The 21,716-nt window shown below is 70.3% G+C and carries 22 protein-coding genes; 10 read left to right on the top strand and 12 right to left on the bottom strand.

Going from position 1 to position 21,716, the window contains the following annotated elements:
- Positions 1 to 209: 209 nt before the first annotated feature.
- The 3 genes from OHA65_RS23930 to OHA65_RS23920 all read left to right on the top strand — a co-directional run bounded on the left by OHA65_RS23930 (position 210) and on the right by OHA65_RS23920 (position 1,948).
- Positions 210 to 665 (top strand): hypothetical protein, encoded by a 456-nt coding sequence (locus tag OHA65_RS23930; RefSeq protein ID WP_327285172.1) that lies wholly within the window; start codon positions 210 to 212, stop codon positions 663 to 665.
- A 185-nt stretch (positions 666 to 850) separates the two neighbouring features.
- Positions 851 to 1,405, top strand: coding sequence for a peroxiredoxin (locus OHA65_RS23925; protein ID WP_030159560.1), 555 nt, complete (start codon positions 851 to 853; stop codon positions 1,403 to 1,405).
- Between the two features lie 3 nt (positions 1,406 to 1,408).
- Positions 1,409 to 1,948 carry an alkyl hydroperoxide reductase gene (locus OHA65_RS23920; RefSeq protein ID WP_327285171.1) on the top strand — a complete coding sequence of 180 codons (540 nt, stop codon included), beginning with the start codon at positions 1,409 to 1,411 and terminating at the stop codon, positions 1,946 to 1,948.
- 72 nt (positions 1,949 to 2,020) lie between these two features.
- Here the strand turns inward: OHA65_RS23920 and OHA65_RS23915 are convergent, their stop codons facing one another.
- The 5 genes from OHA65_RS23915 to OHA65_RS23895 all read right to left on the bottom strand — a co-directional run bounded on the left by OHA65_RS23915 (position 2,021) and on the right by OHA65_RS23895 (position 7,786).
- Complete coding sequence (locus tag OHA65_RS23915; protein ID WP_328763511.1) at positions 2,021 to 2,704, bottom strand: hypothetical protein; 684 nt, start codon at positions 2,702 to 2,704, stop codon at positions 2,021 to 2,023.
- Positions 2,688 to 4,061: an AI-2E family transporter gene (locus OHA65_RS23910; protein WP_328763509.1), complete on the bottom strand. Its 1,374-nt coding sequence runs from the start codon at positions 4,059 to 4,061 to the stop codon at positions 2,688 to 2,690. The genes OHA65_RS23915 and OHA65_RS23910 overlap by 17 nt, the downstream gene beginning before the upstream one ends.
- Before the next feature lie 107 nt (positions 4,062 to 4,168).
- Complete coding sequence (locus tag OHA65_RS23905) at positions 4,169 to 4,867, bottom strand: transglycosylase SLT domain-containing protein (protein ID WP_327285167.1); 699 nt, start codon at positions 4,865 to 4,867, stop codon at positions 4,169 to 4,171.
- 415 nt (positions 4,868 to 5,282) lie between these two features.
- Positions 5,283 to 6,599 carry a PhoH family protein gene (locus tag OHA65_RS23900; protein ID WP_327285166.1) on the bottom strand — a complete coding sequence of 439 codons (1,317 nt, stop codon included), beginning with the start codon at positions 6,597 to 6,599 and terminating at the stop codon, positions 5,283 to 5,285.
- Positions 6,600 to 7,024: 425 nt separating this feature from the next.
- Entirely contained in the window at positions 7,025 to 7,786 is a 762-nt protein-coding gene (locus tag OHA65_RS23895) for an isoprenyl transferase (RefSeq protein WP_327285165.1), read from the bottom strand.
- Between the two features lie 129 nt (positions 7,787 to 7,915).
- On the opposite strand from OHA65_RS23895, the gene mgrA reads away from it, so the two are divergent.
- Positions 7,916 to 8,953: an L-glyceraldehyde 3-phosphate reductase gene (mgrA, locus tag OHA65_RS23890; protein WP_327285164.1), complete on the top strand. Its 1,038-nt coding sequence runs from the start codon at positions 7,916 to 7,918 to the stop codon at positions 8,951 to 8,953.
- Positions 8,954 to 9,085: 132 nt separating this feature from the next.
- On the opposite strand, the gene OHA65_RS23885 is transcribed toward mgrA, so the two are convergent.
- Positions 9,086 to 9,811 carry an A24 family peptidase gene (locus tag OHA65_RS23885; protein WP_327285163.1) on the bottom strand — a complete coding sequence of 242 codons (726 nt, stop codon included), beginning with the start codon at positions 9,809 to 9,811 and terminating at the stop codon, positions 9,086 to 9,088.
- Positions 9,812 to 9,896: 85 nt separating this feature from the next.
- Between OHA65_RS23885 and OHA65_RS23880 the strand changes: the two genes are divergently transcribed.
- The 3 genes from OHA65_RS23880 (at position 9,897) to OHA65_RS23870 (ending at position 12,515) form a co-directional block, all read left to right on the top strand.
- Positions 9,897 to 10,277: a DUF192 domain-containing protein gene (locus tag OHA65_RS23880; protein WP_327285162.1), complete on the top strand. Its 381-nt coding sequence runs from the start codon at positions 9,897 to 9,899 to the stop codon at positions 10,275 to 10,277.
- Positions 10,278 to 10,336: 59 nt separating this feature from the next.
- Positions 10,337 to 10,954, top strand: a complete 618-nt coding sequence (locus tag OHA65_RS23875) for an SMI1/KNR4 family protein (RefSeq protein ID WP_327285161.1) — start codon at positions 10,337 to 10,339, stop codon at positions 10,952 to 10,954.
- A gap of 274 nt (positions 10,955 to 11,228) precedes the next feature.
- The gene (locus OHA65_RS23870) at positions 11,229 to 12,515 is read left to right on the top strand and encodes an extracellular solute-binding protein (RefSeq protein WP_327285160.1); all 1,287 of its coding nucleotides are present in this window, start codon (positions 11,229 to 11,231) and stop codon (positions 12,513 to 12,515) included.
- A gap of 204 nt (positions 12,516 to 12,719) precedes the next feature.
- Here OHA65_RS23870 and OHA65_RS23865 read toward each other — a convergent pair whose 3' ends face one another.
- Positions 12,720 to 13,343, bottom strand: a complete 624-nt coding sequence (locus OHA65_RS23865) for a hypothetical protein (RefSeq protein ID WP_329314414.1) — start codon at positions 13,341 to 13,343, stop codon at positions 12,720 to 12,722.
- Between the two features lie 141 nt (positions 13,344 to 13,484).
- Between OHA65_RS23865 and OHA65_RS23860 the strand changes: the two genes are divergently transcribed.
- Positions 13,485 to 14,690: a serine hydrolase domain-containing protein gene (locus OHA65_RS23860; protein ID WP_328763504.1), complete on the top strand. Its 1,206-nt coding sequence runs from the start codon at positions 13,485 to 13,487 to the stop codon at positions 14,688 to 14,690.
- Here OHA65_RS23860 and OHA65_RS23855 read toward each other — a convergent pair.
- The 3 genes from OHA65_RS23855 to OHA65_RS23845 form a co-directional block, all read right to left on the bottom strand.
- Positions 14,681 to 15,004, bottom strand: a complete 324-nt coding sequence (locus OHA65_RS23855; protein WP_327285157.1) for a nuclear transport factor 2 family protein — start codon at positions 15,002 to 15,004, stop codon at positions 14,681 to 14,683. The two genes, OHA65_RS23860 and OHA65_RS23855, sit on opposite strands and share 10 nt — an antisense overlap.
- A gap of 146 nt (positions 15,005 to 15,150) precedes the next feature.
- Entirely contained in the window at positions 15,151 to 16,029 is an 879-nt protein-coding gene (locus tag OHA65_RS23850) for a polysaccharide deacetylase family protein (protein ID WP_328763501.1), read from the bottom strand.
- A gap of 246 nt (positions 16,030 to 16,275) precedes the next feature.
- Positions 16,276 to 17,856, bottom strand: a complete 1,581-nt coding sequence (locus tag OHA65_RS23845; protein ID WP_327285155.1) for an MDR family MFS transporter — start codon at positions 17,854 to 17,856, stop codon at positions 16,276 to 16,278.
- 120 nt (positions 17,857 to 17,976) lie between these two features.
- Between OHA65_RS23845 and OHA65_RS23840 the strand changes: the two genes are divergently transcribed.
- The gene (locus tag OHA65_RS23840; RefSeq protein ID WP_327285154.1) at positions 17,977 to 18,555 is read left to right on the top strand and encodes a helix-turn-helix domain-containing protein; all 579 of its coding nucleotides are present in this window, start codon (positions 17,977 to 17,979) and stop codon (positions 18,553 to 18,555) included.
- Positions 18,556 to 19,305: 750 nt separating this feature from the next.
- Entirely contained in the window at positions 19,306 to 20,346 is a 1,041-nt protein-coding gene (locus OHA65_RS23835; protein WP_329314410.1) for an SGNH/GDSL hydrolase family protein, read from the top strand.
- Between the two features lie 3 nt (positions 20,347 to 20,349).
- On the opposite strand, the gene OHA65_RS23830 is transcribed toward OHA65_RS23835, so the two are convergent.
- Together OHA65_RS23830 and OHA65_RS23825 are read right to left on the bottom strand one after the other, a co-directional pair.
- Positions 20,350 to 21,180 carry an alpha/beta hydrolase gene (locus OHA65_RS23830; RefSeq protein WP_327285152.1) on the bottom strand — a complete coding sequence of 277 codons (831 nt, stop codon included), beginning with the start codon at positions 21,178 to 21,180 and terminating at the stop codon, positions 20,350 to 20,352.
- 89 nt (positions 21,181 to 21,269) lie between these two features.
- Complete coding sequence (locus tag OHA65_RS23825; protein ID WP_327285151.1) at positions 21,270 to 21,692, bottom strand: nuclear transport factor 2 family protein; 423 nt, start codon at positions 21,690 to 21,692, stop codon at positions 21,270 to 21,272.
- Positions 21,693 to 21,716: the final 24 nt, after the last annotated feature.

Here is a 21,716-nt window from a genome sequence, read left to right as displayed (position 1 = left end):
TGAGAGCGGAGGTAGGGCAAGGAAGGCCCGGTCACGGCCTTCGCCCCGGGCGGCGACCATGAGGAACAAGCTCGTTCGGATCGCCGTCCTGGCCCCGCTGGCGGCCTCGCCGCTGGTCCTGGGCCCGACCGTGCTGGCCCACCCCGCGGCAGCGGCACCCGCGGCCGGCACCTGCCAGGTCGTGCAGGGCCACGCCCCCCACCGAACAATTGGGCGATCAACGGCAGTGGGTTCACCGGGGACACGCTCGCGGTCACGGGCGACAGCGGCTACAGCAGCACCGCCAAGGTCACCGGCGGCAGCGTCCGGGTCGCCAGCCTCCCACAGGGCCACTACACGGTCGGGGCGTCGCGTGCACGGGTGGGAAGGAGCCCGCGAAGGAGGGTACGGACACGGGTGCGGACGCGAAGGTCCAGTACGACAAGGGCTTCCAGAAGGGGTTCCAAGCGATCAGGGGGGTCTGCAGCGCCAAGACGTTCTGCGGCGGCAAGACGGAGGGACAGTCGGGTACCTCCGAGCACGACAAGGGCTACAAGCTCGGCTACGAATCCGCCAAGGCCACCTGCAAGACCACTCCACCGCAGACCGCCGTCCAGCCCGACCCCGAATGGCTCAACGGCTACAACGAGGGCGCCGCGAAGGCCGTGGCGGAGTTCTGCAAGTAGCTGGCGATCGAAGATCGTTCTCCGTCGCTCTTTGCACGCGCCGACCCATTGATAGGCAAGCCTGATCAGCACGACCACTCTTTGCGATTTCCGCGATCAATGCTGGCTGTGTCAGCATGTGAGACCGTCCAACCCCTCAAGGAAAGCCCCAAAAGGGCCACTTTCCCGATTCGCAAGGAGAGCACGTGCTCACTGTCGGTGACAAGTTCCCCACCTACGATCTGACCGCTTGCGTCTCGCTCGAAGCCGGCAGCGAGTTCGCCCAGATCGACCACAAGACCTACGAGGGCAAGTGGCGCGTGGTGTTCTTCTGGCCGAAGGACTTCACCTTCGTCTGCCCGACCGAGATCGCCGCCTTCGGCAAGCTGAACGAGGAGTTCCAGGACCGCGACGCCCAGATCCTCGGCGTCTCCGGCGACTCCGAGTTCGTCCACCACGCCTGGCGCAAGGACCACGCCGACCTGCGTGACCTGCCCTTCCCGATGCTGGCCGACTCCAAGCACGAGCTCATGCAGGCCTGTGGCGTGCAGGGCGAGGACGGCTTCGCGCAGCGCGCGGTGTTCATCGTCGACCAGAACAACGAGATCCAGTTCACGATGGTGACCGCCGGTTCCGTGGGCCGTAACCCCAAGGAGGTCCTGCGGGTCCTCGACGCCCTGCAGACCGACGAGCTGTGCCCCTGCAACTGGAACAAGGGCGAGGGCACCCTGGACGCCGGCGCGCTGCTGGCCGGTGAGTGACGGATGTCCCTCGACTCCCTCAAGTCCGCCATACCGGACTTCGCCAAGGACCTGAAGCTGAACCTCGGCTCGGTCATCGGCAACCAGGACACCCTCTCGCAGCAGCAGCTGTGGGGCACCGTCCTGTCCTGCGCGATCGCCGCCCGCTCCCCGCGCGTCCTGCGTGAGCTGGAGCCCGAGGCGAAGGCGGCCCTGTCGCCGGAGGCGTACGCCGCCGCCAAGTCCGCCGCCGCGATCATGGCGATGAACAACGTCTTCTACCGCACCCGCCACCTGCTCTCCGACCCGGAGTACGGCACGCTGCGGGCCGGTCTGCGGATGAACGTCATCGGCAACCCGGGCGTGGAGAAGGTCGACTTCGAGCTGTGGTCGCTCGCCGTCTCCGCGATCAACGGCTGCGGCCAGTGCCTGGACTCGCACGAGCAGGTCCTGCGCAAGGCCGGCGTCGACCGCGAGACGGTCCAGGAGGCCTTCAAGATCGCCTCGGTGATCCAGGCCGTGGCGGTCACCCTCGACGCCGAGGCCGCCCTCGCCGCCGAGTAGCACCCCCTCGTACGCAGAGCCGTACGAGCTCAGGACCCCCGCGGCCCCACGCAGCCGCGGGGGTCCTGTCGTTCACTTGCGCAGGGCCGCCATCAGGACCCGCACGTCTTCGATCATCGCCGCCTGGACGGCGGCCTCGTCCGGGTCCGCGGCCTCCGGCCCCCCGTACCACTGGACGGTGAGGCTGAAGACGGCGCCCCCGTCGAGTACTTCGAGCCGTGAACCGCCGACCCGGTGGGTGAGCAACGCCCGCTCGCCGAGCCCGGGGACCTGCTCCACCTCGCCGCCCGAACTCGCCATGGCGCCGATGCCCCCGAGGCCGGTGGGCCCCGCGCCGAACTCCGTGCGGGGATCGGCCTTCTTGTGCAGCTGGACCAACACCTCGGCCCCGTACGACAGGCGGCCGTCGACGTACGGCGTGCCGTACGCGCAGTACGCCCAGTCGAGCGCGGGGTGCTCCTCGTGGCGGGCGTAGTCCCCGGTGAGCTGCGCGGTGGACCCGGACACCGCGGTCAGCTTCACCTTGCACAGGTCCTCGACGTGCCGGTACGCGATCCGCGGCGCGGGGTCGCTGAAACGATCCTGCACCGTCAGGACACCGGCCCACACGGCCGAGGCCAGTACGGCCCCGCCGAGCGCCCATAACCAGGCCCTACGAGGCCCCCGTAGCCGCTCGCGCGGGGCGTCGGGCTCCTGCGCCGGCATGTACGGCCGGTCGGCGCCCCACTCCCCTGCGAGCTCAGGCTCGCTGATCACGTCCGGCCTCGCGGTAGGCATCCTCGACCGCCGTCGATCCGTGCGGGCCGGGCCCGATCGGTGTGGCGCCCTGGAGGAGCTGCTCCCGCGAGTACGCCCTCAGGTAGACGACCACGGTGTTGGTGACGGCCACCAGCGGCACGGCGACCACCGCTCCGCCGATGCCCGCGACCATGCCGCCCGCGGCCACCGACAGCACCACCGCGAGCGGGTGCACCCGTACCGCCCGGCCCAGGATGAAGGGCTGGAGCACGTGCCCCTCGATCTGCTGCACCGCCAGCACCACGGCCAGCACCATCAGCGCGGTCCACGGCCCCTGCGTCACCAGGGCGACGACCACCGCGAGGGCGCCGGAGACCACCGCGCCGACGAGCGGGATGAACGCGAACAGGAAGATGAAGACCGCCAGCGGCACCGCCATCGGCACCTTGAGGAAGTAGATGCCGAGGCCGATGAAGATGGCGTCGATGAGCGCGACGAGCACCGTGCCGCGCACGTACGCCGTCAGCGTGCGCCAGGCGCGCGGACCGGCGCCCGCGACGCCGGGGCGCGCGGCGGCCGGGACGAGGCCCTGCACCCAGGTCCAGATGCGCTTGCCGTCGTAGAGCAGGAACAGCGTCGAGAACATCGCGAGCAGTATCCCGGTGAGCACCTCGACGAGGACCGTCACGCCCTGGAGGCCGGCGGAGGTGATCTGCTCGGTGTTGGTGCCGATGGTCTCGCTGAGGTTCTTCGCGATGTCGTTGATCTGCTTCTCGGTCACGTGGAACGGACTGTCCAGTGCCCAGAGTTTGAGCTCGTTGATGCCGTCGCGGACGCGCGCGGAGAGGTCGTCGAGGTTCTCCATGACCTGCCAGACCACGAACCAGCCGACCAGGCCGATGATCACGAACCCGAGGATCGCGGTGACGGCGGTGGCGAGCCCGCGCGGCAGGCCGAGGCGGCGCAGCCGCACCACGAAGGGCTGGAGCAGCGCGGTGACGAGCAGGGCGGCGGCGAAGGCGAGGACGACCAGGCGGACTTCGCTGATCACCTTCATCACCACCCAGAGCATCCCGGCGAGCAGCAGGAGCCGCCAGCTGACCTCGGCAGCGACCCGCATCCCCCACGGGACGACGCTCACCGGGTCGGGGCGCCCGCGCGGCGCGGGCGGGTACGGGAGGTGGTCCGGGTGCTCGGCGGAGATGCGGGGCGCAGGGCCGGCCGCCGGGGGCGCCGGCGCGGTCGGGGCCGTCACCGGGACGGGGGCTGCGCCGGCGTTCTCCGCCTCGACCTCGGCACGCCGCTCGTTGAGCCGTGCCTCCATGCGGCTCAGCCTGTTCCCGAGCCGGCCGAGCCAGCCTGCCCTCTTCGCCATGTCTTTCCTCTCCCCCGCCCGTGGACACACCTCGAAAGACCGTACACGCGAGGAGCCCCGCACCGTATGACGGTGCGGGGCTCCCGGAGGTTGAGCGGTGGCCTGGCCTAGTACCAGCCGTTGGCCTGGTGGTAGCTCCATGCGCTACACGCACTGCCGTAGCGGCTGTTCATGTAGTTGAGGCCCCACTGGATCTGGGTGGCCGGGTTGGTGCGCCAGTCGTCGGCGACCGAGGACATCTTCGAACCCGGGAGCGCCTGGACCAGACCGTACGCGCCCGAGGACGAGTTGACGGCCTTGTAGTTCCAGGTGGACTCCTCGTTGATGATGTTCGAGAAGCACTGGAACTGCCCGGCCGGAACGATCTGGCGGGCGATGTCCTTGACCTGGGCGACCGTGTAGGAGCTCTGGGGGGCGAAGTCTCCGGCGCTGCGGGTGGCGGAGCGGCTGGCGATCTGCTCCTTCTCCTCGCGGTCCTTCTTCGCCTTCTCGTCGGCGGCCTTCTGCGCCTCGGCCTTCTTGGACTTGGCGTCCTCGGCGGCCTGGATGCGGGCGGCTTCCTCGGCGACGCGCTTGGCGTCCGTGTCGGCGCCCTGGGCGATGGCGTCGGCCTGCTGCGTCAGGGACGCGTTCTGGACCTGCGCCTGCTCGCCGACCGGGATGTCGGTGAGGAGGGTCGCCCCGGACGCGGTGGTCTCGAGATCGTTCGAGGCGGGGTCGCCAGTGGCAACGCCCACGACTGCGCCAACGGTGGTGACTGCGGTGGCCGAAGCCACTGCGAATCCCCGGACCGAGATCCGGCTCACACGGTGTCCTTCCAGCAGCGTCCGCAGTGACCGGGCGGGCGCAATAGTGCCCCTCGACACTGGCCTCCGTGGTACTGCGATCACTGGAGGCGCGGGCCCGTGGGCAACTCCCTTGCGGGGGTTGCCGCGTGGTGCTCGGGCGGCATACGGCGAACGACTGTGGAGTTGTGGTGCTGCGGTCGTACCTCACGGGAGATACAGGTGTGCCGTATGCGGGGCCTGACGGAAAACAGACTCTGCCGGACCCCGACACCGCAAGGCAATTCTCCGCTACGTGGGAAAGGTCACACCTGGCATGTCGCGGTCGGTTTCGCCAAAGCCCTGTGCAGCACGACGCCGCCCGGCTAAGCTCTCGGGCCTTTGCCGGGCGGCGCCAACTCACTTTCCCGCTATGGGGGTTTTACCCCGTTCGCGGTTACAGGGATTCGAGCATCTCGGTGACCAGGGCGGCGATCGGGGAGCGCTCGGAGCGGGTGAGCGTGACGTGGGCGAAGAGCGGATGCCCCTTCAGCTTCTCAACGACCGCGACCACTCCGTCGTACCGGCCGACCCGCAGGTTGTCCCGCTGGGCGACGTCGTGGGTCAGAACGACCCTCGAATTGGCCCCGATTCGGGACAGAACGGTCAGCAGGACATTGCGCTCCAGCGACTGCGCCTCGTCCACGATCACGAAGGCGTCGTGCAGCGAGCGCCCGCGGATGTGCGTGAGCGGCAGGACCTCCAGCATCCCCCGGGTCAGCACCTCCTCGATGACCTCGCGCCCGGCGACCGCCGAGAGGGTGTCGAAGACCGCCTGCGCCCAGGGGCTCATCTTCTCGTTGGCGTCCCCGGGCAGGTAACCGAGGTCCTGGCCGCCCACCGCGTACAGCGGCCGGAAGACCATCACCTTCTGGTGCTGCCTGCGCTCCAGCACCGCCTCCAGGCCCGCGCACAACGCCAGCGCCGACTTTCCGGTGCCGGCCCGGCCGCCCATGGAGATGATGCCGATCTCCGGGTCGAGCAGCAGGTCGAGGGCGATGCGCTGCTCGGCGCTGCGGCCGTGCAGCCCGAAGGCCTCGCGGTCGCCCCGAACGAGCCTCACGTTGCCGTCCGGCGTGACCCGGCCCAGGGCCTTGCCGCGTTCGGACTGGAGGACCAGTCCGGTGTGCACGGGCAGTTCGGCGGCCTCCGGTACGTACAGCCGCTCCTCGGAGTAGAGCAGGTCGACCTGCTCTCCGGACAGCGCGAGCTCGCTCATGCCGGTCCAGCCGGCATCGGTGATCGCGAGCTCCGCCCGGTACTCCTCGGCGAGCAGCCCCACGGAGGAGGCCTTGATGCGCAGCGGGAGATCCTTCGAGACGACCGTGACGTCGTAGCCCTCGGCCTGGAGGTTGCGGGCGACCGCGAGGATCCGCGAGTCGTTGTCCCCCAGTCGGAAGCCGGCCGGCAGGACACCGGGGTCGGAGTGGTTGAGCTCGACGCGCAGGGTGCCGCCCAGATCGCCCAGCGGGATGGGGGCGTCGAGGCGACCGTAGCGAACCCGGAAGTCGTCGAGCAGGCGCAGGGCCTGGCGGGCGAAGTAGCCGAGTTCGGGATGGTGCCTCTTTGCCTCCAGCTCGGTGATCACCACGATCGGGAGCACGACCTCGTGCTCGTCGAAGCGGGAGATCGCGTTGGGGTCTGCCAGCAGGACGCTGGTGTCGAGGACGTAGGTCCGCCTGTCGGGCAGGCGGCGCTTTGTGCTGGTCACCACGGAAGGACGTACCCCCTCGGAAGAGGTCGGGCCATGAAGACCGGACCGGTCATCGGCACCCATGCCAGGGCCGATTTCCGGCCCTCCCACTCCGTCCGTGCGATGGCACGTGCGTCCTGGTGCAAAGGGCCTCCCGGGCGGACGACCCCATGCCGTCCGCTGAGACTCGACACCCGTGGATCGGGCATCGACCTGAAAGGGATATTCCCCGATCAGGCCCGGCCATGCCATGGCATATGACGGACGCTCGGTGAATCCCTGGTGAAGGCCTTGCGCGGAGGGCTAGAGGTGTCCGTGGGGCTCCCGGGGCGACGCCCGGGGGCTCCCGAGGGGGCGTCAGGGCATGGCCAGATCCCGGGGACGGGGTCCGGGGCCGGCCCCGGGGACGGGGGCGGATCCCGCGGGCGGGGCCGGGCCGCCCGGGATCAGGTCCCGTACCGCCGGTGGCGCGCCGCGTAGTCGCGCAGCGCGCGCAGGAAGTCGACCTTGCGGAAGGCCGGCCAGAACACTTCGCAGAAGTAGTACTCGGAGTGGGCGCTCTGCCACAGCATGAATCCCGACAGCCGCTGCTCGCCGCTGGTGCGGATCACCAGGTCCGGGTCGGGCTGGCCGCGCGTGTAGAGGTGCTCGGCGATGTGGTCGATGTCGAGGATCTCGGCGAGCTCCTCGAAGGACGTGCCCTTCTCCGCGTGCTCCAGCAGCAGCGAGCGGACCGCGTCGGCGATCTCCTGGCGGCCGCCGTAGCCGACGGCGACGTTGACCAGTATCCCGTTCACGTCGTGGGTGGCCTGCTCGGCCTCCTTGAGCACGGACTGGGTCTGCGCGGGCAGGATGTCGAGGTTGCCCACGTGGTGGACGCGCCAGCGGCCGTCCGCGGCGAGGCCCCGGACCGTGTTCTCGATGATGTTGAGCAGCGGGCGGAGCTCGACTTCCGGCCGGTCCAGGTTGTCCGTGGACAGCATCCACAGGGTGACGACCTCGACGTCCGTCTCGGTGCACCAGCCCAGCATCTCGGAGATCTTGTCGGCCCCCGCCTGGTGGCCCTGCTCCGTCGTGCCGCCGGACGCCTTCGCCCAGCGCCTGTTCCCGTCCAGGATCACGCCGATGTGCTTGGGCGCCGCGTCATGGTCGAGGCGGCCTTCCACCCGGCGTGCGTAGAGCCTGTACACCAGGTCGCGCAGCTTCACGATCTTCCAGCCCCTCCGTGCAATGCCCCCGTGCGAAATGCGGTCCCACCCCCGAGTCCGCCACATTACTGCGCGGCGGGATCGGGTACCCAACTCGGTCTGTCACAAGTCCGTGATAGGGAGGACAACGTGACTGATAACAATCCCTATCGGGCAGAGCCCTCGCGCTACGACTCCATGCAGTACCGACGCACCGGCCACAGCGGCCTCAAGCTTCCCGCCATCTCTCTCGGCCTCTGGCACAACTTCGGTGACGACAAGTCCCTGGAGACCCAGCGGGCGATCCTGCGCCGCGCCTTCGACCTCGGCGTGACCCACTTCGACCTGGCGAACAACTACGGCCCGCCCCCCGGCTCGGCCGAGCTCAACTTCGGCAAGATCTTCGCGCAGGACTTCGCGCCGTACCGCGACCAGCTGATCCTCTCCACCAAGGCCGGCTACTTCATGCACGAAGGCCCCTACGGCGAGTGGGGCAGCCGCAAGTACCTGATGAGTTCGCTCGACGCATCGCTGAAGCGGATGGGCGTGGACTACGTCGACGTCTTCTACTCGCACCGCTTCGACCCGGAGACCCCGCTGGAGGAGACCATGGGCGCGCTCGCGTCCGCGGTGCAGCAGGGCAAGGCGCTGTACGTGGGCGTCTCCTCTTACACGGCCGAGCAGACGGCCGAGGCCGCGCGGATCCTGCGCGAGATGGGCGTCCGCCCCCTCATCCACCAGCCCTCGTACTCCATGATCAACCGCTGGACGGAGGAGGACGGCCTGCTGGACACCCTGGAGGACGCCGGCATGGGCTGCATCTCCTTCGCGCCGCTCGCGCAGGGGCTGCTGACCGGCAAGTACTTGAAGGGCATCCCGGAGGGCTCGCGGGCCGCCGCGGGCAAGTCCCTGAACCCGATGCTGCTCTCGGACGACGTGGTCCGCCGCCTGCACGGCCTGAACGAGATCGCGGGACGGCGCGGGCAGTCACTGGCGCAGCTGGCGCTGAACTGGGTGCTCCGCGACGAGCGGATGACCTCGGCGCTGATCGGCGCTTCGAGCGTGTCCCAGCTGGAGGAAAACGTGGCGGCATTGGCCGGCGCGCCGCTCTCGGAGGAGGAGCTGAAGGAGATCGACTCCTTCGCCGTGTCCACCCCCGGCACCAACATCTGGGCCCAGCGGGGCTGACCTGCGGCTTTGCCCGGCGGATGGTGGAAACAAAAAACGGGCCGGTCCGTGGGGGGGGATACGGACCGGCCCGAGGGGGGGGTTCCACCATAACCCTTCGTAAAGCGAGATGCGTGCATTGGCGCAAGATGATTACGCTCCGAAACCGCCCAGCAGCACTCCGGTGAGGGCTCCGGCCGCCATGAAGGGCCCGAACGCGAACGCCGTCCGGCCGCCTGCGGGGCCCCGCAGCACAAGGGCGAGCCCGTACAGGGCCCCGTAGAGGAACCCGAGGAAGGCTCCGACCGCCCATACCCCCCATCCGTACCACCCAAGAGTGACCCCGAGGGCGAGCGCCAGCTTGACGTCCCCGAGGCCCATGCCGGCGGGGTTGATCAGGAAGAGCACCAGGTACGCGGCCCCGAGCGCGACCCCGCCCAGCAGCGCACCGGACCAGGTCCCGCCGGAGCCGGGCAGGAGGGCGGCGGCGCCGAGGCCGAGGGCGGTGGCGGCGGCGAGGGGCAGGGTCAGTACGTCGGGCAGCCGCTGCACGGCGAGATCCACGAGCCCCAGCAATACGAGGACGGGCGCGACGGCTACGTACACCGCCCCTTCGGGTCGTCCCCCGACGACCCCGGCGAGCCCCCCGCACACCAGACCGCAGCCGCCCGCGGTCCAGGCGACGGGAATCCCGTACCGATGCGAAGCCCCCCGACAACGGGGCGGGCCCAGCCAGGCGGGGATCGGATGGCCTTCGGGGCAGTGGGCGCGCCACTCGGCACCGGGCTCGACCGACAGCCGGTACGCGGCCCGCGGCAACAGCAGCCCCGCCACCCCGCCGTAGGCGACCGCGGCGGCGACGATCACGATCAGCCCCATCTGCCGAAGGTAGGCGCAGACGCCGGCACCCGCATGGGCCCGGGGGCCCAACCACCGGGGCCCGACCACCCCTACCCTGGCGGCCATGACGACCAGCAACGGCCTGCTCCACCTCGGGCCGGGCCGGGCGCCGGTGCCGTTGGAGATCGCGGCGTCCTACCGGGCCCGGACCCGCGGCCTCCTCGGCCGCGACGGCATCCCCGGCGCCGCCCTGCTCCTCACCCCGGCGGGGAGCGTGCACACGTTCCGGATGCGGTTCGCGATCGACGTGGCGTACCTCGACCGCCGGCTGCGCGTCATCGCCCTGACCACCATGACCCCGGGCCGCCTCGGACTTCCCCGCCTGCGCTCCCGGCACGTCCTGGAGGCCGAGGCCGGGGCCATGGCCGCCTGGGGCCTGCGGGTCGGCTCGCAGCTCGACATCGCCGGACCTGACGACGTCGAGGGCCGTCGCAACTGCCGCTAGGCCCCGGGCTCCCCCGGCGGTAGGTTGGGGCGGTTGAGCTGGGGTCTCAGGGGAGCGGCATGACGGAGAACGCGCGTATCAAGGCGCTGGAGCAGATCATGCCGGCGACGCACGGCGCCGACGAGGACGTCGACTGGCCGGCTGCCGAAGCCGTGTGGCGGACCCGGTTCCCGGCCGATTTCATCGCCTTCATGGGCCGCTTCGGTGCGGGCTCCATCAACGGCGAGGCGAGCATCCTCCTCCCGCTTCCCAAGCCCGGTCTCCAGTGGGATCCGGCCGAGATGGCCGAGGAGACCGCCAATGCCCGTCACGTCTGGGAGGCGGAGGGCGGCCGGGCCGCCTTCGACGTGGACCCCGATTCGATCATCGCGTGGGGCGTGACCGGCGGCTCGGACATCCTGTGCTGGCTGACGACCGACGCCGATCCGGACCGCTGGCCCGTCCTGGTGGTCGGCCGGCACACCGCCGACTCCTTCGCGGTCTACCCGTACGGCATGGCCGAGTTCCTGTTCCGGCTCTGCTCCGACGAGTTCGACGTGAGTCCGGTCAGCATCACGTTCTGGGACGGCGGGCACCTCAGCTTCGTGCACTGGCGCAAGGCCCAGCGCCGCTGGCAGGAGGGCCGCAACCCGGAGACGGGCGAGCCCGACCCGTACGCCGGCGAGTTCGCCGACTGACCTGATCCGTACCCCTCGACCCGTTCCGTGGAGCCCAATGGGCCGGAATCGGGCGTTTCGGCATGTCTACGCGCGTCCGATTTGTTGATCACATATCGGAAAACACCAGCCGGAAAAGCCGCACTTGGAGCATTGCCCACAAGTTCCGACCCAATGGAACCAACCGCCCCTGCACAGGAGAGAATTCCGGCCAACGGGCCACGGACGGACACCCCAGCCCGGAGCAACTCATAAGCAGTAACGGGACTCAAAAGAAATTCAGGGGAATACACCCGTGCGACGAAGAATCTTCGGAACGGGCGCGACCGCGGTCGTGCTCGGTCTACTGCTCCCGCTGTCCGGATGCGGCGGTTCAGGAAACAGTGCAGGTGACAGCGGTACGCTGCACCTGGTCGCTGCCGAATACGGCGACACCAAGGCCACCAGTTCCAAGGCCTTCTGGGACAAGGTGACGGCCGATTTCACCAAAACCAACCCGGACATCAAGGTCGAGGTCAAGCTCCTGCCGTGGGCGGACATCGACCGCGAGGTCTCCCGTATGGTCAAGGCCGGCAATGCGCCGGACATGGCGCTGATGGGGTCGTACTCGGACTTCGCGGCGCAGGGCAAACTGTATTCCGCGGACGAACTCCTGTCGGTCTCCGCCGAGGCGAACTTCCTCCAGCCGTTGGCCGAGGCCGGCTCGGTCGGGAACACCCTGTACGGCCTTCCCTGGGTGGCGAGCAGCCGGCTCCTCTTCTACAACCAGGGCCTCTTCAAGCAGGCCGGCGTCAGCGAGCCGAAGACCTGGGCCGATCTGAAGTCCGCAGCCAAGGCGCTCAAGGACAAGGGCGTGAAGTACCCGTACGCCCTGCCGTTGGGTCCGGAGGAGGCGCACGCCGAGGCGATGATCTGGGAGCTGAGCAACGGCGGCGGCTACGTCGACAGCGGCGGCAACTACAACCTGGCCTCCGACCAGAACATCCTGGCGTTCCGCTGGCTGAAGGACAACCTGGTCGGCCCCGGCCTGACCGGGCCCGTCCCGCCGTCGCAGCTGAACCGCGCCGACGCCTTCGCCGCTTTCGTGCGCGGCGAGGTCGGCATGCTGAACGGCTACCCGCAGCTCCTGCACGAGGCGCGCGCCAAAGGCATCGACGTCCGTACCGCGCCCATGCCGGTGTCGGACACGATCGGCACCGGGGAGACCCCGCCGGCCGTGGGTGTCGCCGACTGGATGATGGCGTTCAAGCAGAACGGCAAGCGCGCCGAGATCGGCAAGTTCCTGGACTTCATCTACCAGGACAAGAACCTCATGGACTTCGCGGGCCGCTACCACCTGCTGCCGTCGACCGTCTCCGCCTCCCGCACCCCTTCCGGCGGCGGCCTGGACAACAACGACCAGTTCTTCCTGACCGCCCTGCGCGGTGCGCAGCTGTACCCGGTGAACGATCCGTCGTGGGTGACGGTCAGCGACACCATCAAGCGCAACATCGGCCGTGCCGTGGAGCCGGGCGGCGACCCGAAGAGCGTGCTGGAGGAGATCGCCGCCAAGGCGAACGAGGAGACCAAGAAGAAGCACTGACCGATCGGCGTCGAACGCCGAAACATCCCGTACGACACGGGACTTTCGCCCCTGCCTCATCCCACCCCGTGCGGCAGAATGGCTGCCACGGCTCTTGATCCAAGGCCGCGGACCAGTCGCCCGCCGAGCGCCCACAAGGTGCACAGGGCGGCCGGCCCTCTCTTCCCCGCTCCCGTCCCCCGCTCTCCCCCCGCCGTCTCCGGTTCAGGCCCTGCCGTGCTCCGTCGAGAACGCGGTCCGGTACTGCTCGCAGCTGGAGTTCCAGCGCAGCGTGCCCGAGAGCGTCCCGTAGCCCGAGCGGGTGACCGACCACTCCACCGTGTACTCGCCCGTGTCGCAGGCGATCCGCTTGCCGCCCGGGACCTTGGCGCGCCCCGTCGCCGGCCGGTCCGCCAGTTCCTTGTGCACCTCGGCCGCCTTGGCGTGGTCGCCGGAGCGCCGCAGTACGGCGTGCACGACGATCGGGTGCTTGCCGTCCTTGGTGGTCACGGCCTTCTTCACCAGTGTCGAGTCCGACACCGCCCAGCCGAAGTCGAACGAGGGCTGCCACGCGAGGGTCTTGGGGTCGCCGGCCCGCCGCTCGAATTCGGGGGCGCCGGCGGGGCCGGGGCGGGTGACCGTCTTGTACTGCACTCCGGGGTAGAAGCGGAACTGCCCTTCCACCTTGTGCATCTCGTCCTTGGTCCACAGTGACTTCATGGCCTTCTCGCCGCCTGCCGGGTCCTGGAGGTACGTGCCGTCCGCGGCGGTGGCGGCCTGGCCGAGGGCGGGAAGGGCGGTCGCCACGGCGGCGGCGAGGGCGAGAGCGGCGGTGCGGGTGCGCTTCATGCCCGGTCCAACGGGGGCTCTCGGCGGGCTGGAACGAGGCCGGGGGCGCTTTCACCCGTACGGGATGCGCGCCCCGGAATAATCCATGATCACCTTCCGTTCGGGATGGCACGACGATGCGGAACGCGGTGGGGAGCCCGGATGAGCGCGAGTGCGAACGTGAACGTGAAGGCGAAAGTGAACGGCACGGTGGCGGCGGGCTGGGAGCCCGTGCGCGAGGAGTTCGAGGCGTTCGTCGCGGCCGAGGCGCACTCCCCGGAGGCACAGTTGGCGGTGTACCGGGACGGCCGCCGCGTGGTCGACCTGTGGGCCGGCGAGGACACCGACGGCTCCACCCTGACCGGGGTCTACTCGATCAGCAAGGGCGCCGCACACCTGGTGGTGGCCCTGCTGGTGCAGGACGGCGTACTGGACCTGGAGCGTCCGGTGTCGGCGTACTGGCCGGAGTTCACCGGCGGCGGCAAGGAGCGGCTGACGGTGCGGCAGTTGGTCTCGCACCAGTCCGGGCTGATCAACACCGCCGAGGGCTTCGACTACGCCGAGCTCGCGGACGACGCGCTGGTGGCGGCGCGGCTGGCCAGGCAGGAGCCGTACTGGGAGCCAGGGACGGCGTACGGGTACCACGCCCTGGTGATCGGCGCGCTGTCCGGCGAGGTGGTCCGGCGGGCCACCGGCAGGTCCCTCCAGGAGGTGTTCGAGGAGCGGATCCGGGCCCCGTACGGGCTGGACCTGTACCTGGGCCTGCCCGAGGAGCTGGAGGGCCGCTGGAAGCCGGTCCTGGACATGCTGCCCACGCAGGAGCAACTGGCCGCCCGGGCCGCCGCGGGCACCGCGGTTCCGGAGCTGCTGCCGGTGGCCTTCAACGCGCACCGCGAGACGCCGACGGACCTGGTGGCGTTCGCCAACCACCCGAAGGTGAAGGCGCTGGGCCCGGCATCGGCCGGCGGCATCGGCACGGCGCGCGCGGTCGCCGCCATGTACGCGGCGGCGATCAGCGAGGTGGAGGGCCGGCCCGCGCTGCTGGAGCCGCAGACGGCGGCCGAGTTCGCGCGGCCGCACACGCCGGGCGAGGACCGGGTGACCGCGGAGGAGGACCACTTCGGGCTGGGCTTCGAGCGGCAGCACGCGGTGGGCCCGCGGGCCTTCGGGCACAGCGGCGCGGCGGGCGGCCTGGGCTGGGCGGACCCGGCGACGGGGATCGGGTACGGGTACACGCGCCGCCGGTTCGGCTTCCCGGGCGGCGCCGCCCCCGAGAACGACCGCTTGGCGGCGGCGGTCCTGCGGGCGGCGGCGGGGGAAACGGCGGGTCAGGAGTCGGCGGGGCAGAAGTCGGCGGGTCAGGCCTGACCGGTCTCGAAGCGGCTGATGCGCCCGTCGCCGTCGGTGGTGAACCGCCAGGCGGTGCGCATCTCGCCCCACGTGTCGTTGCGGTAGCTGACGACGAGGGCGCGGCCGCCGTCGGCTTCGGACTCGACGTCCATGTGCCCGCCGGAGGACCAGATCTCCTTGTCGGCCCACTGGGCGACGTCGCGGTCCGAACCGTCGTCGGACATGGTGGCGCCCTCGGTGAGGACGGCCCGGAAGGCTTCCCGGTCGCCCGAGTTGACGGCGGCGACGAAGGCGCGGACGGCGGGGTCGGTCAACTGGCTCGACGGGATCACGGGGCCTCCTGGGCGGTCGTACGGGGCTGGTGCGGGCTGCGTGCCGGACTGGTGCGGGGCGGCGTGCGGGGCTGCGTGCGCGACCAGGGAACACCGCGGGCGGCGCCGGGGCGGCGATCCTCACCCGTTCGCCACCGGACGGCGTGTCAGGAGGCGTCGGGCGCGGTGCGCACGGGGAATCCGGTGGGGCGGCCCCGGTCCTTCAGCCAGGCCAGCACCTGATCGAGGGCCTCGACGGTCTGCGCGCGGTTGCCGCCGCCGTCGTGGAAGAGGACGGTCGGGCCGTTGCCGATCTCGTTCTTGACCGCGTTGACGATGACGGCGACACCGGGCTTGCCGAAGTCTTTGGTGTCCACGTTCCACCCGAGCGGGCGCATGCCGTTCGCGGCGGCGATGCGGCGGCTTTCGGGAGTGAACGCGCCGCCGGGGGCGCGGTAGTACTCCACCTTGGCGCCGCCGCCCGCCGCGTCCTCGATCATCTTCTTCGCGTCCAGGATCTGCTTCTCCTGGTAGGCGACGGGCTTCTTGTCCATGGCCGTGTTGTGGTCCACGGTGTGGTCGCAGAGCCGGTGGCCGCCCGCGACGACGCGCTTGACCAGGTCGGGGTGGGCCTTTGCCTGCGGCCCGATCATGCAGAAGGTCGCCTTCACGTCGTACTTCTTCAGCACGGCGAGGACCTTGGGGGTCCACTGGGGGTCGGGGCCGTCGTCGATGGTGACGTTGACGGCGTTGCCTCCGCTCTCGGAGGCGTGGGCTATGCCGTCGGGTATCCCCGACTGCGGCGCGCCGCCGGCGCCTTGTGCGGAGCCGCCCGTCGCACCGCCGCCCTTCGCACCGTCGTCCGTTCCGGTGCCCTCACCGCCGGTGCCGGTCTGGCGCGCCACGTTCTCCTGCGCCTGCCGCCCCTGCCCCGGTTCGACGAGGGCCGCCACCCCCCACACCGTCCCGGCCACGGCGGCGGCCGCCGCCACGACGGCTGCCCCGGCCCGGATGCCCTGCCTGTTCGCGCGCGTGGTGAAGCCCATGAACCGTCCCCTCCCCAACCGCTTTCGTGTGCGCTCTGCCCTCCAGGACGACCCGTGAAGCAGAGGAGTTCCCACCAATTCCCCCGTAATCTTCAACTATTAGGACCTTGGTCCTTGATCGTCCAGATTTCGACCCCACCTGAAACAGGACGAAACCACAACAACGCCTGTAACCGCTTCGGGGCATGAAAAAACCCGGCCCCGGCGGAAAATCCGCCGGGGCCGGGCTGCCGAGCGCCGCAACCGTCAGTGCGAGAAGGACTCCTGCGGAGCCTGCGCCGCCGCGTCGTCCGCCGCGCCTGCGGGCTGGGGGCCCGCGCCGCGCAGCGGGACCTCCTTGACGAACCAGGCGGCCGCGAAGCCCAGTACGGCGATGAACGCGCCGAGCAGGAACGCGGAGTGCGTACCGGCGGCGACCGCGTGCTGGTAGGCGTCGCGCACGGCCTCCGGCAGCTTCGCCAGGCTGGCCGCGTCGAGCTGGGCGGAGCCGGCCGCCTGGGCGGCCTGCGGGCCGAGGCGCTCGCTCATGGTGTCCGTGACCCGGCTGGTGAACAGCGAGCCCATCAGGGCGACGCCGAAGGAGCCGCCGAGCGTGCGGAAGAGGGTGGCCGAAGAGGACGCGACGCCCATGTCCTTCATGTCCACGCTGTTCTGCGCGACCAGCATCGTGATCTGCATCAGGAACCCGAGGCCGGCGCCGAGGACGGCCATGTAGACGCCCGAGACCAGGCGGGTGGTGTCCGTGTCCATCGTGGCCAGCAGGTACATGCCGACGACCATCAGCGCGCCGCCGATGATCGGGAACATCTTGTACTTGCCGCTGCTGGTGGTGATCCGGCCCGCGATCAGCGAGACGACCATCATCGACAGCAGCATCGGGAGGAGCAGCAGGCCGGAGTTGGTGGCGGAGGCGCCCTGGACCGACTGCTGGAAGAGCGGGAGGTAGAGCACGCCGCCGAACATCGCGAAGCCGACGAGGAACCCGATGACCGACATGAGCGTGAAGTTGCGGCTGCGGAAGATGTGCAGCGGCATGACGGGCTCGGCGGCCCTGGTCTCGGCGAAGAGGAACGCGGCGATCGACACGATGCCGACGACGATCAGGCCGATGATCTCCCCGGAGCCCCAGGCGTACTCGGTGCCGCCCCAGGTCGTGACCAGCACGGTCGAGGTGATGGCGACGGTCAGCAGCGCGGCGCCCAGGTAGTCGATCTTGCCCTTGGCCTTCTTCTTCGGCAGGTGCAGAACGGCGGTGACCATCGCCAGCGCGACGGCTCCGAGCGGCAGGTTGATGTAGAAGGACCAGCGCCAGCCCATGTGGTCGGTGATGGTGCCGCCGACCAGCGGTCCGCCGATCATGGCGAGGGCCATCACGCCGGCCATCATGCCCTGGTACTTGCCGCGCTCACGGGGCGGGATCAGGTCGCCGATGATCGCCATGACGCCGACCATCAGACCGCCGGCGCCGAGGCCCTGGATGGCGCGGAAGCCGATCAACTGACCCATGTCCTGGGCCATGCCGCTGAGCGCGGAGCCGATCAGGAAGATCACGATGGAGGTGAGGAAGGAGCCCTTCCGCCCGTACATGTCGCCGAGCTTGCCCCAGATGGGGGTGGAGGCCGCGGTGGCCAGCGTGTACGCGGTGACCACCCAGGAGAGGTGCTCCAGACCGCCGAGCTCACCGACGATCGTCGGCATCGCGGTACCGATGATCATGTTGTCCAGCATGGCCAGGAGCATGGCGATCATGAGGGCCATGAGGACGACGCGGACGCTGCGCGGCTTCACCCCCTCGGAGACCTCTGCCGTCTTTATTTCTTCAGCCATGTCCACTCCCCAGTCACCCACCTGCTCCGGACCCTTACTTGCCGCCCGGCTAGTTCACTACACTGGGGAAGGTAGACCCGTAACTAGCCGGGCGTCAAGTAAGTAATCTTGGGGAGATCCATGTCCAGCAGCAGTCCGCAGGCGCGCCGCGGCAATACGCGCCAGCGCATCCAGGACGTCGCACTGGAGCTCTTCGCCGAGCAGGGGTACGAGAAGACGTCGCTGCGCGAGATCGCGGAGCGGCTGGAGGTCACGAAGGCGGCGCTGTACTACCACTTCAAGACCAAGGAAGACATCATCATCAGCGTCTTCGAGGACCTGACCAGGCCGATCGACGAGCTGATCGAGTGGGCGAAGCAGCAGCCGCCGACCCTGGACACCAAGCGCGAGGTGCTCCGGCGCTACAGCGAGGCGATGGCGGCGGGCGCGCCGCTGTACCGCTTCATGCAGGAGAACCAGGCGACGATGCGGGAACTGAGCATCGGCGAGACGGTCAAGCGCAGGCTGTTCACCCTGGTCGAGCTGCTCCGCACGGAGGACGGACCCCTGGCTGACCAGGTCCGCTGCGTGAGCGCCCTGTTCACCCTGCACGCGGGGATGATGTTCCTCCAGCACGTGGAGGGGAACCCGGAGGAGACGCGACTGGCCGCACTGGAAGTCGCCACCGACCTCATCACGCAGGCCCACCAGGCGTCCTGACGCCCGACGGCCCGACGGCTCGACGGCCCACCACCCGGCCCGGTCCGCACAGCCCGAGTCCATCGCGAACTGAACCGTGGTGGTCTTCGAGTCCGCCGGCACCTCGAAGACGATCCGGCCCAAAGCGCTGGCCCCGAGCGTCGATGACCTGTGCCCCGCCGCCCGGCCTGCCGTCGTACACGAGCTTGCCGGTGTTCCTCAGCTCGAAGCGCGCGGCGACCCAGCGCTTCCCGTCCTTCGGCTTGCCGTGCTCGCCGGCCCCTGCCGCCGGGTCGGCCCCATTCCTTGACCGTCACGGCCAGCTGCTCGCCGCCCTCCTGATCCCGGAGGGTCAGGGTTTCGCCCAGCGGTGCCCGCTGGACCTTCTTGCCCTTGCCCTTGCCCGGTGCGTCGGGGGCGGCGGTCTCGGATTTCGACGGTTGGTCGGGACCGGCCCCTTCACCCCCTCCCCCGCAAGCGGTCAGCGCGAGGACGCCGACGAGAGCCAGCGCTACGACGGACGGTCGCATGATCCCCCTGGGACGGACGTCGAGATTCGACCGGCGCCGCATCATCGGGGAGGCGTGGGCGCCGTGTGGACGATGCACCCATCGCGACACGCGAAGGTCACCGGGGCGCCACCAAGTCCGTCCCGTCACTCGATCCGGGGGTTTGCGAGCCGGACAATTACTCTGCGTAATCAGATCGGCTACCTTCAGTGAAGTGCGCCACCCGGATCGGCCGTACGGCGCCCGAGCGAAGGACACCGTCATGCCATCCCGCACCAGGTCGGCCGTCGTGGCCGCCCTCGCCCTCATGGCCCTCACCGCCGGCCCGGTCCCCGCCACGGCCGCGCCGCCAGCGGCCCCCCTCGACCACACCGCTCTCGACTACACCGCCCTCGACTACACCGCCCTCGGCGACTCCTACAGCGCCGGCGCCTTCGTCCGCCCCTGGGCCACCAATGACGGCTGCGGCCGCTCCGCCTCCAGTTACCCGCAGCAGACCGCCCGCCGTCTGGGCGTGCGCCTGACCGACGCCACGTGTTCCGCCGCCGAGGTCAGAGCCGGGGTCCTGGAGCCGCAGACCGAGCTGAGCGGTCCCCCGTCCGTCCCGCCCCGGAACGGCTGGGCCCCGCGACCGGCCCAGATCAAGGCCGTCACCGCCGCCACCGACCTCGTCACCCTCGGCATCGGGGGCAACTCGGTCGGGTTCATCGACATCATCAAGAAGTGCGTCGAGCAGGGCGTCGCGGCCTTCGGGATCGGCAGCCCCTGTTCCACGCACTACACGCGCGGTCCCGGCGCCGGCCCGCTGAACGGCAGGTTCACCGCCCTGGAGGCGGACTTCGCGACCGTCCTCAAGGAGATCAAGGCCCGCGCACCCCGCGCCAAGGTGGCCGTCGTCGGCTACCCGGCCATCGTCGCGGACCGCACCGGCTGCTCGTTCGGCTCGTGGCGCCAGCTCGGCACCGTCACCAAGGGGGACATGTCCTTCCTCGACACTTTGGAGCGCCGGGTCAACACCGTCCTGCGCGCACAGGCGCAACGCGCGGGCGCGGTCTACGTCGACACGTACGCCTCCAGCACCGGGCACGGCGTATGTGCGGGGCCGGAGCAACGGTGGATGTACGGGATCAAGGACAACCTCACCGGCCCCGGGACCCAGAGCGACCCGCCCTCCGGGCTGTGCCGCATGGTCCCCGGCAACGGGGAGGCGTGCACGGTCCTGCACCCCAATCTCCGCGGCGCCACCCACCAGGCCGACCTGGTCACCCGGGCCCTGACCGGATTGGCGGCCCGCAGCAGATGACCCTCACCCGGCCAGGGCCCGGCCCGAGGAGCGGATGAAGGCGACGAGGGCGTCGGCATAGTGCTCCGGGTGGGTGAGGTGGGGGACGTGTCCGTCCCCCACCAGCGTCCGCATCCGCGCCTGGCCGAGCGCGGTCGCGAGCTTGCCGACGATCACCGGGAACCAGGGCGGGCTCTCGCTGCCGAAGGTCAGCAGGGCGGGGCCCTGATGACCGGAGAGGCGGGTGAGGTCGATGCGTGACCAGTCCGGGTCGGCCTGTTCCGCCGCGAACGCGGGGGCGTTGGCGGTGAAGGTCTCCCGGAAGCGCTCCGGCACCTGCTCCCAGCCGCCCGGCTCGCTGACGACCTCGTCCACGAACCGCTGCGCGCCGACCCGACGCTCACCTGCCCCCAGAGCCGCGACGACCCCGTCGAGGGCGGTCTGCATGGCCTGCATCAGCGGTCGCAGTTCCCGGTCCCCGTCGCCCACGATGCTCAGGAGCGGGGGCTCGTGCGCGGTCAGGGTGCGCAGCAGCTCGGGGCGGCGGGAGGCGAGGCCGAGCGCGGTCGAGGCCCCGAAAGAGTTCCCGGCCACATGGGCCGGGGCGCCGAGCATCTCGATCAGGGCCGCGAGGTCGTCCTCGTCCTGCCGCCGACTGCGCCGACCTGGCGGGCGCTCGCTGCGGCTGTGGCCGCGCCGGTCGTAGACCAGCACCCGGAACGACTGCGCGAGGCGGGGCACGACGCGCTGCCAGGTTTCGTGGTCGACCCACGAGCCGTGGACCAGGACCAGGGGTTCACCCTCGCCCACGACCTCGTAGAAGAGGTCCACTCCGTTCACCCGCGCCCGTGCCATGCCGAGTCTCCTCACCTGGGGCGCCCGGGGGTCCGAGCGCCCGCGCACAGACATACCGCGGGCCGGCGCGCGGCACACCTGCCCGCGGCTCAGGTGAGGCGGCGGTCCTCGGGGTCGATCGGGACGTCATTGATGCTGGCCTCGCGCCGCCGCATCAGTCCGTCGCCCTCGAACTCCCACTGCTCGTTGCCGTGGCTGCGCCACCACTGGCCGGCGATGTCGTGCCACTCGTACTCGAAGCGGACGGAGATGCGGTTGCCGGTGTACGCCCACAGCTCCTTGCGGAGGCGGTATTCGAGCTCGCGCTCCCACTTCTCGGTGAGGAACGCCCGGATCTCGGCGCGGCCGGTGAGGAAGCGGTCGCGGTTCCGCCAGACCGAGTCCTCGGTGTAGGCGAGGGCGACGCGCTCGGGGTCTCGGCTGTTCCAGGCGTCCTCGGCGGCCTGGACCTTGGCCCGGGCCGTTTCCTCGGTGAAGGGCGGCACGGGCGGGCGTACGGCGGGGACGGTCATGGGTGCACCTCGGTCGGACGAAGG

This window comes from Streptomyces sp. NBC_00045, assembly GCF_045041095.1.
GTDB lineage: Bacteria > Actinomycetota > Actinomycetes > Streptomycetales > Streptomycetaceae > Streptomyces.
Note: the sequence above shows the minus strand (reverse complement) of the source record. Positions and strands in the feature narration are given on the sequence as shown.

Excerpts from the sequence above, each read along its gene's own strand:
- OHA65_RS23920 (WP_327285171.1), top strand. The coding sequence starts at position 1,409 with ATGTCCCTCGACTCCCTCAAGTCCGCCATACCGGACTTCGCCAAGGAC.
- OHA65_RS23910 (WP_328763509.1), bottom strand. The coding sequence starts at position 4,061 with ATGGCGAAGAGGGCAGGCTGGCTCGGCCGGCTCGGGAACAGGCTGAGC.
- OHA65_RS23885 (WP_327285163.1), bottom strand. The coding sequence starts at position 9,811 with ATGGGGCTGATCGTGATCGTCGCCGCCGCGGTCGCCTACGGCGGGGTG.
- OHA65_RS23880 (WP_327285162.1), top strand. The coding sequence starts at position 9,897 with ATGACGACCAGCAACGGCCTGCTCCACCTCGGGCCGGGCCGGGCGCCG.
- OHA65_RS23875 (WP_327285161.1), top strand. The coding sequence starts at position 10,337 with ATGACGGAGAACGCGCGTATCAAGGCGCTGGAGCAGATCATGCCGGCG.
- OHA65_RS23865 (WP_329314414.1), bottom strand. The coding sequence starts at position 13,343 with ATGAAGCGCACCCGCACCGCCGCTCTCGCCCTCGCCGCCGCCGTGGCG.
- OHA65_RS23860 (WP_328763504.1), top strand. The coding sequence starts at position 13,485 with ATGAGCGCGAGTGCGAACGTGAACGTGAAGGCGAAAGTGAACGGCACG.
- OHA65_RS23850 (WP_328763501.1), bottom strand. The coding sequence starts at position 16,029 with ATGGGCTTCACCACGCGCGCGAACAGGCAGGGCATCCGGGCCGGGGCA.
- OHA65_RS23845 (WP_327285155.1), bottom strand. The coding sequence starts at position 17,856 with ATGGCTGAAGAAATAAAGACGGCAGAGGTCTCCGAGGGGGTGAAGCCG.
- OHA65_RS23840 (WP_327285154.1), top strand. The coding sequence starts at position 17,977 with ATGTCCAGCAGCAGTCCGCAGGCGCGCCGCGGCAATACGCGCCAGCGC.
- OHA65_RS23835 (WP_329314410.1), top strand. The coding sequence starts at position 19,306 with ATGCCATCCCGCACCAGGTCGGCCGTCGTGGCCGCCCTCGCCCTCATG.
- OHA65_RS23830 (WP_327285152.1), bottom strand. The coding sequence starts at position 21,180 with ATGGCACGGGCGCGGGTGAACGGAGTGGACCTCTTCTACGAGGTCGTG.
- OHA65_RS23825 (WP_327285151.1), bottom strand. The coding sequence starts at position 21,692 with ATGACCGTCCCCGCCGTACGCCCGCCCGTGCCGCCCTTCACCGAGGAA.